We start from the raw sequence: 10,692 nt of genomic DNA on the forward strand, positions 1-10,692 counted from the left end.
TTCGCGTCTCTACAAGGGTTCTAGATAACGCATATTTAATTTCACCAGATGTCTATTTATTTCTCAAGGAGACGAAGCTCAGAATATTTTACGTTCTTCTAGATGGGCAAGAATATCTGAGCGATCGCGCCACACAGGACGCAATTTTTTGTTAGCGAACATCTGTAACTGGTCGCTAATGTGAGGCGATCCGGGTTGAGTTGCATTACCGTAGCTAGTTATTGCCATTGCCCGTACTGGGTTAGAAAATTCAATCGCTGCAACATAGGAATCACCTGCAACGGCTTTGAACTGATCTTTTTGTGCAGGCGCAAAATAGAGTACACGAAAAATTCCCAGATCACCATCCGCACCATTACCAGGCAAATCCAGATTACCCAACCGTAGCCGAAAAACCTTGCCCCAAGGTACATCAATCTCCCCATAAGTTATTTCTATCTGTGCTGCTACTGCTTGCAGAGTTGCAACTGCACTTTCAGGATTAGCTAAGCCATCGGGTGTGGTGCGTGGAGAATTTTCATTCCAGGGTTTACTAAACATCTTATCTAAGTCCATCTGTTGTGCCCAAAAGGCAAATAATACCGCCCCGCGACTATCTGCATTGGCTTGCCGATCCCAGGTTTCTAAGACATTAGCTGCTTGCTGCCCTAAGTCCTGACCGTACTTGCGTGCAGCCGGAATTAAATCATCCAAAATCCGATCAGCCAGTTCCATGCGGGTAGAGTACTTGTCTGCAACCATTTTATCGAAAGAGATTTTTTTCTCTTCAGCCAACATCCTTACAGAACGTTGGGAGCGGAAACTCATGAAATGAGGTGCCATGTAAGGCGGGTAATTATCTGCTTTAATGGCGGCTGGAAATGTAGTTGTCCAAGGTGGGTCATTTGTATTTTGCAACCAGCCACTCTTCGGGTCAACTATACGCGGTAAATCTTGGTAAGGATGAATTTTTGTCCACAAGGTTTTAGATGTATTTCCTGGGATTATGCCTTGCCAATATTTAAAATCACCAAAAGAGCGCACTGGAACTTGACCATTGAATAGGTGCATAATATGCCCTTCTCTATCTGCATACATCACCGTAAACATCGGCAGTTGCAAGCGCTTGAGTACTGTTTGAAACTGGGTAAGGTTTTTTGCTCGTGCCATATCCCACCACTGCTGGAGTACACCTGGTCGGTCAAGACCTGCAACTCTCAGCGCCACAACTTTACCATTTTTCTCGACGAGCACAGGCCCGTGGACAGAACTTTTCACTACTAATGGTTGCTCTTGCAAGGAGCCATCTTTCTGCTTCACTCTTAAGGAAAGAGTTTTTGTCTCGAAATTACGAACTTTGTCATCAAAGCGGTATCCATTACCTACCAGTGTGAGTTCATAAATATCCCAACCATCATAGGTATCAACGGTGTGAGTCCAACCTAAGTTGTTGTTAAATGCGATCGCTAATACGGGAATACCAACAAGTGTTGCCCCATAAGCATCAATTCCTGGTGCGGTGATTTGGGCTTCATACCACAAAAATAAATCTGACCAAGGTAGGTGTGGGTTGGCTAGCAACATGGCGTTCCCATTGGCAGAATGAGTTGGTGCGATCGCCCAACCATTAGATCCTGCTTGCAACTTTTCTTTGCTCAGGTCTAATGCTTCCTCTGGATTGACTACAAAGGTGAAATTGAGTACCCGATGTAAGTGAGCCATGACATCTTCTGCCTTGACTGGTAGCACCACCTCAACTTCATCATCAATCAAGTTAGGATTTTGGGAAGCATAAGCATTAATCCCAGTAGCAAAAGCATCAAGATAACTGCGAAAAGTTGAACTCTGTGCTTTGTACCAAGAACGAGCGCGTTCTGGTACTCCCGCAGTCTGTACCCAACGATCTGAATCTAGGTATTTCTCTCCCCAATATTCGGCCGCGCGTCCCCGTGCTTGACCATAGAGACGCAAAAGCAAATCTCCATGACTTTGCATTTGTGCCCAACCAAAGGCATAAAATGCACTCTGGTTATCTTTTCCGTAGATGTGTGGCACACCATAGGTATCCCATAATATCTCTGTGGATTTTGTTGGTACAGCTATAGTGCGGTTTCCTACAAACAAAACCAGTATCAAACTGAGTATAAAGGGTAAAACGCGTTTTGATTTTCTTTTGTAAACCCTGAGTAAACTATCAATCCTCATTAATACCACCATCTACAGATGTAACGCCTGGTGACTGAAACTGCTATTGGGCATTGGCAAGAGATAAGGGAGTGATTTTTTAAATAATTTTCCTTTGTCCTGCTTGTCCCCCTAGCTTCCAATCCCTAGTCCCCACTCCCCTCTTCGGTAACAAGACAAAGCTGCACGCAAGTGACTTTGACAAACCAGATTTAAATTTATCTAACAATACCACTTTGTTGAGAAAATATATCAAAGTTGGAATGGTATCCATTATTCATTTTCAAAAATGGGGAAAAGGCTAGATAATCATCTAATTTATATATTTATCAAGAAAGATTATCAACTCTAATGATTAAAAAGCTGTTAAATATTGCAATACCTTTGCCAAAAAAGAGTGTGAAAAAATAGGGCTGATGTAGTAGAGTTATTGTCTCTCACAACGACAACTCAAAAACTACTCTTCAGCCCATGCCACGATAAGGCTTACTACCGTGGTTTTCGATATGTTCGTGAAATGTTAAAAATGCTTCCCGAAATCCCTGAGCCTATTTTATTAACCGAGATTTTTGCCAAGCTTACTGCTAATGGTCGTATTCATCCTGTTTCTACAGGCGTTGAACCCTCGTAAATTGGCAGAGGTATTGATAAACAATAATGATATGACAATACCGTTGCCAAAAAAAGAGTATGAAGAGAGAGGGCGCTCTGTAGTAGAGCAGAAGTTAAATGTTGGTGTAGTTTTCATGAGCAAAACAGTCCTACAGAGCGTCTTTGGTAGGCATTCTTCCTTATAGTTAAAACCTCTTACTAATCGGTAGTATTATGTCTGATTATGAGCTGCTTCTTCCATCTTCTTCCTTAAACTGAGTGGTCTCATATCCGTCCATACTTGCTTGATGTACTCAAGACATTCCGCCTTTAGACCACTATGACCTGCATCTCGCCAACCAAGAGGGTTTTCTCGCTCAATAGGCCAAATGGAATACTGCTCCTCATGATTGACTACCACTTTGTAAATCGTCGTGTCTTCTTTGTCGTCTTGATACATAATTTATCTCCTGCGATTTGTCTTGCGCGATGTAAAACTTAAGTAAGTAGGCGTAAATAAAGCTAACTAGTGAGGGTGGTCATTTGTCCTTTGTCAGGGTTCTTACTTTTAACTTTTGAATGAGTGACTTTTGACTTTCCCGAAGGGGCTACACTTGCCCCTGACTTGATTGCTCTTTTAAATCTAAAATCCTTGCATTGTGTGACCTTTTTCTTAACCTGCTGATACTTTAATTTGCACAGATTCGTAAACTGGAATATCGAATAAAAGTGTATTTTTACAGAATTTTTGCCATTCCGGCGTTACATTGTCAAAAATGATATTTTCATCTTGAAAAATACCATCTGTGACTACATAGGTTTCTTGCAGATAAAGAAAGTCATCACTAGTTAGCACTCTATTAACTTCGACTTCCTTACCCTCGACCTCTTTCTTTTCTTTTCTGGTATTTTCAGCACGCTCTGTCCACTGACTGAACTCACGTAATTTTTTGAGAGAGTAAGCTTTGCAGTATTTTCCCATTGTTGCCATAGTTTTACTTCCTTTATCTCGTTAATAAGCATTTTTAAGTGTTCATTCGGATATCAAGCTGTACCACAATGCAGCTTACTTAAGCCTGAAGACCCACATTCAGTAGGTTAATTTTCTCACATTTTGCACCTAAAAAACAAATGTTATTTAAGCACTAAATATTAAGTGCAAAGTGCTTTATTTTCGATAAAAAGGCCATGATAAAATGTAATTTTATTTCGGCGTTTTTTACTTACTCGTAGTTTCTAGGGATAGGTGCAAGATATCAGCTTCTAACCAGCGCGGCGATTGGCTAAACATACTTGACGTAAGAAATCCAAGTATAGAGCTTATAAAAGCCAACGGATTCGTAAAGCTGCAAAGCACCATTCGGGTTATTAAAATAGACTGACAGCTTTGCCATATCCGCACCAGCAGCTTGTAACTGACGCATTCCCGAAAGCAACATTGCACGTCCCAGCCCTATCCGGCGAAAACCACGTCTTGTACCTAGTTGGCTGACCCAGCCTTCGTTGTGTCCGGTGCGGGTATTACTGTCTGGGTTAATTGCACACTCGCAGCAGCCCGCAAAAGTGCCATCAGGAGCGATCGCCACCAAGTCCAAATCGGGTCTGTATGTGGGGTGACTCCGCAAGTATTTGTAATGTTCTACCGTTAAGGGATGGTGATTACAGTCGTCGATCAACGACTGGTTGTACATCTCTACCCATGCTTCAGCATCCTGTTGATCTCTAACTTGGCGGAGGGTGAAATTTGCTGGTAACTGTGGTTCTGTAATGGGTTCTTTAAGCGATCGCGTCATTGTCAACAAGCAACGCTCAGACTTGAAACCACTGCTTTCCAATAGAGCAATAAAACCTGCTTTGTCATCACGAGCGGATGCACGCAGTTTAACATGCACACCCTGGTCTTGCTGAACCTCGCGCATCCGCTCTTCACCCCAGGTGATAATCTGCCTTTCCAAATTACCACTACGGGCGCTAGGGTGGACGCGGCACGAGAGGGAGCCATCAATGGCCTCATCTGATCTGGAAATTCCTAAATGACCAATGCCAATTAGCTTCCCGTCAGGATCTTCCCACAGACGGATATCACGCACTTTGTCCAGGGATGGGTCATCAGATGCCTGCCGCAGTTCGGAGACGGATGGCTCTTGGTTCAGTTTATCAACTGCTTCACAAGCCTTTAGTAGGTCAGAAATCGACTGTAAATCAGTTTCGCCTTCATAAGAGCGGATTGTTAGACTAATCATCAATTGCTCCCAACAGCTTTTATGTTTTAGCCAATTTGTCAGAGTTACTAGGCAAGAAACCTCCGTCTTGCAGTTCCCTTACACTATCCTTAATAGCCTGAATAATGAAATCAAGGTCTTCATCTGTATGGGCTGTGGATAGTGCGTGTAATGACGATCGCAGGTAAACTCCTTTATCGAGAAGGTGATGATATAGTAATAGATTTATTAGCTGCCTCTTCTCTAAAGCATCCGAACTAACCGATGAGGCTGAATTTTTAAAACGAACAGAGTTAAATATTGAACCAAAATTCGCAAGTCTCATGGGTATTTCATCAGCTTCAAAATAAGTATTCAGCGTTTTCACGAACTGCGATGTGCGTTGATTTAACTGTTGCTGAAGGGTAGGTCCTTCACTCTTAAGACGCTTTAGTACAGCTCGTGCAGCAGCCATAGCTAACGGATGCTTACAGAAAGTGCCAGAAAAAAATGTCATTTCTGCCTCTGGCTGAGGATAAGATAAATCCCCATAGTTCCACATTCCACCATCGATTTTATCCATGTAAGTAGCCGATCCGGCGATGATACCAATTGGCATACCACCACCGACAATCTTTCCGTAAGTAGCTATATCGGCTTTAATACCAAACCAAGCCTGGGCACCACCTAGATGAACCCGAAAGCCAGTAATTATTTCATCAAATATTAAAACTATTCCTGATTTTTTTGTCAATTCCCTCAGTTGCTGGAGAAACTCTTGAGGTTGTAAGTCTGGTCGGCTACTCTGTACTGGTTCAACGATAACAGCTGCTAATTCATGCTCATGCGCTTTTATGATTTCAAGCGACTGAGGATTCACATAGTCCAGAACTAAAACATCAAGAGCAACATTTGGCGGTACTCCTGGATAACCTGGTACTGAACCTGAGCCGTCTGCTTTCTCTGCTTTAATTAAAGTGCCATCAGAATGCCCATGATAAGAGTCTGAAAACCGAACAATCTTATAGCGACCTGTTGCGGCTCGTGCCAAGCGTATTGCTGTCATTACAGCTTCTGTGCCTGTATTACTAAAGGTCACTCGCTCCATCCCCGTTAGTTCACTGACTAACTCAGCAACCTCACCAGCAAGATCTGATTGTGGTCCGAAGTGTATACCTTGTTCAAGTCGCTGTTCCAGAGCTTCCTTAATAAAGGGGGGGTTGTGACCAAAGAGATTCACCCCAAACCCCATTACTATATCTATATATTCATTGCCATCGATATCCCAAACTCTAGATCCCGAAGCGTGCTTACCAATAACGGGATAAACCATCTCTTTCACGAGAGGGTAAAATCCTTCTAAACCTCTTGGATCAGCCAAAACCGAACGATAGGCTTGCATCTGTTGTTTTGATGTTTTTGTACGCTCGGTGTAGCGTGTAATTAAAGTTTCTAAATGTTTTTTTTGACAGTAATTCAGACCTTTTTTTGATATCTTGTTGGAAGATTGTATCGAATTAATTTGCGGTTTAATCTCTTGTAATTCAGATTGTTTTGTTTTCATATTTCTATTGATTGACCTGCATGGAAAGAATAGATTTACCAAAATTAAGCATATTACTATCTCTGTCAAAATAGATAGTAATTATTCATGAATTCAGTTAATTTTATGCTGAATATTTAACTTGGCTTCCGACAAACAAAGCAGACCATATCAGCCTCTGTAATTAATCCTAAATCAAGTTTTAGATCATAGATAATAATTTCTGTAAAGCCGACATTTTCTAGAGATGACTGAACTTCATCTTTGGAATAACTCATCAGTGAAAAACTAGTGTCTAGGCGTTTCCAGCAATCTATGTCTCTTAATTGAAATGTCGTTACAAAAACTCGACATTCTTTGCTTTCTGGATGATAAATGTTTTTCATAGCCCAAGCATAGTCATCCTTAACATCGCCCAATACACGATTGTTCAAAGTGGAACTATATACATCTTCTAGACGTAAGTCGAATACAAATATACCGTTGCTATCAAGTGCGTTGTATACATTGTGGAAAGTAGCTGTTAACTCTGACAAACTCAGAATGTGATTGAAACCCAAACCCATTGAAGATACTGCATGGAAAGTAGGCAGTAATTCAAAAAAGCGCACATCGCTAAGAATCAATTTACAATTAGGTGCATTATGACGAGCATATTCCAACATTCTCTGAGAGCGATCAATTCCAGTCACCTGATAACCTTTATTTAGCAGCCATTGTGACAGTTCCCCTGTACCACAACAGAGGTCAAGGATATTCGCTTTCTCAGGAATGTAAGGTAATAGTAATTTTTCTAAGGTTGGCAAAGCTATTTTGTTGTAACTTGGCCCCAAAGTCTCGTTATATATTCGGGCAAATGGTTCATCAAATTTGTTATAGTTAGTTGCTGAAGACGAAGACATAAAAAATTTATCCTTGCTTTACGTATTGCTTTCCAACCCTATGATTACCAAAGCAATGAAAAATGATTTTTTTATCAACTTTTCCAGATATGTCATCTACTTGCGTCCATTGCCCTTTGGAGTAACACTTTAGTCATACAAATGAAAAATGATAAATGACGGTATACTCATGGCATGTGCAAGTTAAATTACAAAACAGCTTCAGCATTCAGAATGATCATAAAAACCCTGGTTTTGTTGGGTCGCAACAAGTAAATTCTGGTTTATAAAGATGTCAAAACCGGGTTTATCAATCTCGCATTTTATTACTGAATCGGTGTTTTAGTCTTAGACCAAACCAACAGCCAATAAAGCTTTGCCTAGAAACGGAAATTTCACAATTAGCGGAAAAAGATGACCTTTTATTGGAGCCCTCTGTAAAATTTTTTGGCAAACTACTTCATAGTCCCATTCATTTAGTGTGTTGATAGCCAAGCTAATTGTGTTTTCGAGGTTTATTACATGATGCCACCAATCCGATGGTATGTAGAGCATTTCTCCGTGGTTTAGTAGGCATTCCACTGGTTTAGCATTTGCGTAGAGTGGAAACTTTTGTAAGTCTGGGCTAAAGCAGTCAACTTGACCATTGTATAAATATTTTTCTTGGTCTGGTGACAACAATACCACTTGCTTCCGCCCGGAAATCACTGCAACCCAAGCAGTATCACGACGGTGATCGTTGTGAAGACCTATTGTTGAATCTTTCCGACCTATAAGGACGTTACAGATATTGCCTAAATATTTATTCAATAGTTCAACTGGTATTTTTTTATACCAGTTATTAAAGTATATTGGATCTTCGTAGTCTTCCAAAAGCTTGGGATAATTCCAAATATTGAAGTCCGATAGGTAGAGCAATTTGTCACCAGCATCACTAGTTATATCATCTATGTAATCAGCAATACTCATTGTCAGTTCAGTTTGATTCCATGTGTTATTTTCAGACTTGTAATCCATCATCAGGTCTTTGACTGACCCGTACTCTGACTTGAAAAAATCGATAGTCCACTTTGTAGAGGCTTTCCAATTTTTCATTGCATCAGTGATGATGACAGGCTTTCCAACAGATGCATACTCCCTGACAAACTCCTCATAGGAAAGGTTACTGCGACGCTCAACAAAATCAATTGGCGTCCATACCAACTTACATTTGTTGTACTGCATTCTCTGAATAAAATAGATAACTAAGAGGATGAGAAAAATGAATGTAATTGTCAAAAAACTCAACTCAATAATGTTGGAGAAAAAAAGGGGTGATTGTATAGTCATATCAACTTTGATTGCTTTGATATTGATTGTTCATTTCTATTTTGAGCTTACTTTCAAGATAAATGGCCCAGTGGGTGTAAGAAGTTAAGCCCTTAGTGTTAGATCAAACCAACAGCCAATAAAGCTCTGCCTAGAAACGGAAATTTCACAATTAGCGGAAAAAGATGACCTTTTATTGGATTCCGCTTTAAAAAACCTTGACGAACTAATTCATAACTCCATTCATTCATCGTGTTGATAGCCAAGCCGATTGTGTTTTCGAGGTTTTTTAGATGATGCCACCAATCTGGCGGTATGTAGAGCATTTCTCCCTTATTTAGTATGCATTCCACCGTTTTGGCATTGGCGTACAGTGGAAACTTTTGTAAGTCTGGATTAAAGCAATCAACTTGACCTTCGTACAAATATTTTTCTTGATCTGGTGACAACAATACAACTTGCTTCTGCCCAGAAATCACTGCAACCCAGGCATTATCATGACGGTGATCGCAGTGAAGACCTACCGATGTATTTTTCTGACCTATCTGGATGTCATAGGTATCGTTGATATATTTTTTAAAGATTTCTAATGGTATTTTCCTATACCAATCGTTGAAATATATTGGATCTTTGCAATCTTCCCAAAGTTCGGGGTGATCGCCAACATGAAATTCCGATAGGTAGAGCAATTTGTCACTAGTACCACTAGTTATCACATCTATATAATCAGCAATATGCATTGACATATAAGTTCGACCCCACATTTTAGTTTCAGCCTTATAATCTAATACAAAAGCCTCGAATGAGCCGTACTCTGACTTGAAAAAATCCATATTCCACTTCGTTAAGGCTTTCCAGTTTTTCATTGGATCAGTGATGATCACAGGCTTTCCCACAGATGCGTACTCTCGAACAAACTCTTGATACGAGAGGTTACTGCGACGTTCAACAGAATCAACTGGCGTCCATATCAACTTAGATTTGTTATTGTACCGATGAGATGTGGAATAGCTAGTTTGAGAATAGCTAGTTGCTGAAGACGAAGACATAAAAGGTTTTTCCTTGCTTAATAATTAATTAAAAATGACTGTCTACTCGCGTAAATATGCAAGTTAAATGTGAAACAGCTTATCAAAACTTAAGGTTACTTAGGGTAGTAAAAACTTGCCGTCGGTTATCGTTAAATGCTCCACGACCGTGTAAAAATCTGGAATTATCCATCATCACCAGATCACCTGCTTCCCACGGGATCTTTTCTGTTAACTTGTCGAAGATTGTCTCTATTTCGTTAGCGACTTCATCAGAAGCTCTTGACCCGTCATCAAAAATTGCCTCTTCTGTCTTTTTCTGATATACCCAAAAGTGATTGGCAAATGCATTTTGATGATTATATTTATTTTTTACCACAGATGAGCAAGTATATTCTACAGAAACAGTATTATCATCGTTAAACTGATAACTCACACCATCAAGACTGTCCAATATTAGCTTGATGTCATCTATTGTATTAGCATTTGAACCTATAAATACCTTCAATCTATCAAGCGGAACATTATTATAAGAAAACTTTAGTTGCTTGGAAAGAAATAACTGTCTTGACTCTTGACTTAGTTCCTCCCACACTCGGACACCATCCCAGAATAAAGTTTCGCCTTCTTGTTCAGCTGGTACAGTACAGCAAAACCAAATAACATCAGGTCGAAAGGGAAAACAAGAATTTTCACTATGAGGAATAAGACTATCCATTCCGCCATCTACAAAATTAACAAACTTGTCATAATCAATGCTGACTTTTGTAAAGTCTATGATGTGTCTGCCACTAAATTTTTCCGAAAAATCTTTCATCTGCTTAGGAGTTACCCCAAAACCTCGAAATAGAATAACTCCAGATGACTTAAATATCTCCATAGTCTCCGCTACGGAGAGGTCAAGAATATTTTGACAATGACTACTATATACTATCTTTCCTGTGCTAGTGCCTAGTGGCTCAATTTTACTGATCATA

The 10,692-nt window shown here is 40.1% G+C and carries 9 protein-coding genes and 1 pseudogene; 1 reads left to right on the forward strand and 9 read right to left on the reverse strand.

Annotated elements, in window-relative coordinates; all coding sequences use genetic code 11:
• Positions 1 to 78 precede the first annotated feature (78 nt).
• Positions 79 to 2,184 (reverse strand): acylase, encoded by a 2,106-nt coding sequence (locus tag PUQ00_RS08305; protein ID WP_300415042.1) that lies wholly within the window; start codon positions 2,182 to 2,184, stop codon positions 79 to 81.
• Positions 2,185 to 2,644: 460 nt separating this feature from the next.
• Here PUQ00_RS08305 and PUQ00_RS08310 point away from each other — a divergent pair.
• Positions 2,645 to 2,794 (forward strand): annotated as a pseudogene (locus PUQ00_RS08310) (IS4 family transposase); the annotation flags it as partial.
• A 192-nt stretch (positions 2,795 to 2,986) separates the two neighbouring features.
• On the opposite strand, the gene PUQ00_RS08315 reads toward PUQ00_RS08310, so the two are convergent.
• From PUQ00_RS08315 to PUQ00_RS08350, 8 genes are all read right to left on the reverse strand, one after another.
• Positions 2,987 to 3,214: an MbtH family protein gene (locus PUQ00_RS08315; RefSeq protein ID WP_300415044.1), complete on the reverse strand. Its 228-nt coding sequence runs from the start codon at positions 3,212 to 3,214 to the stop codon at positions 2,987 to 2,989.
• Positions 3,215 to 3,427: 213 nt separating this feature from the next.
• A complete protein-coding gene (locus PUQ00_RS08320; protein WP_300415046.1) occupies positions 3,428 to 3,745 on the reverse strand; it encodes a hypothetical protein in 318 nt (105 codons plus the stop codon).
• A 292-nt stretch (positions 3,746 to 4,037) separates the two neighbouring features.
• Positions 4,038 to 4,997: a GNAT family N-acetyltransferase gene (locus PUQ00_RS08325; RefSeq protein ID WP_300415048.1), complete on the reverse strand. Its 960-nt coding sequence runs from the start codon at positions 4,995 to 4,997 to the stop codon at positions 4,038 to 4,040.
• Positions 4,998 to 5,016: 19 nt separating this feature from the next.
• Positions 5,017 to 6,519, reverse strand: coding sequence for an aspartate aminotransferase family protein (locus tag PUQ00_RS08330; protein WP_300415050.1), 1,503 nt, complete (start codon positions 6,517 to 6,519; stop codon positions 5,017 to 5,019).
• A 116-nt stretch (positions 6,520 to 6,635) separates the two neighbouring features.
• Positions 6,636 to 7,400, reverse strand: coding sequence for a class I SAM-dependent methyltransferase (locus PUQ00_RS08335; protein WP_300415051.1), 765 nt, complete (start codon positions 7,398 to 7,400; stop codon positions 6,636 to 6,638).
• A gap of 327 nt (positions 7,401 to 7,727) precedes the next feature.
• Positions 7,728 to 8,603 carry a cupin-like domain-containing protein gene (locus PUQ00_RS08340; protein WP_300415053.1) on the reverse strand — a complete coding sequence of 292 codons (876 nt, stop codon included), beginning with the start codon at positions 8,601 to 8,603 and terminating at the stop codon, positions 7,728 to 7,730.
• Between the two features lie 203 nt (positions 8,604 to 8,806).
• Positions 8,807 to 9,736: a cupin-like domain-containing protein gene (locus tag PUQ00_RS08345; RefSeq protein ID WP_300415055.1), complete on the reverse strand. Its 930-nt coding sequence runs from the start codon at positions 9,734 to 9,736 to the stop codon at positions 8,807 to 8,809.
• Between the two features lie 82 nt (positions 9,737 to 9,818).
• Positions 9,819 to 10,691 (reverse strand): TauD/TfdA family dioxygenase, encoded by an 873-nt coding sequence (locus PUQ00_RS08350; protein ID WP_300415057.1) that lies wholly within the window; start codon positions 10,689 to 10,691, stop codon positions 9,819 to 9,821.
• Position 10,692 lies beyond the last annotated feature (1 nt).

The organism is Nostoc sp. S13 (assembly GCF_029379315.1).
In the GTDB taxonomy this organism is placed as follows: domain Bacteria; phylum Cyanobacteriota; class Cyanobacteriia; order Cyanobacteriales; family Nostocaceae; genus Nostoc.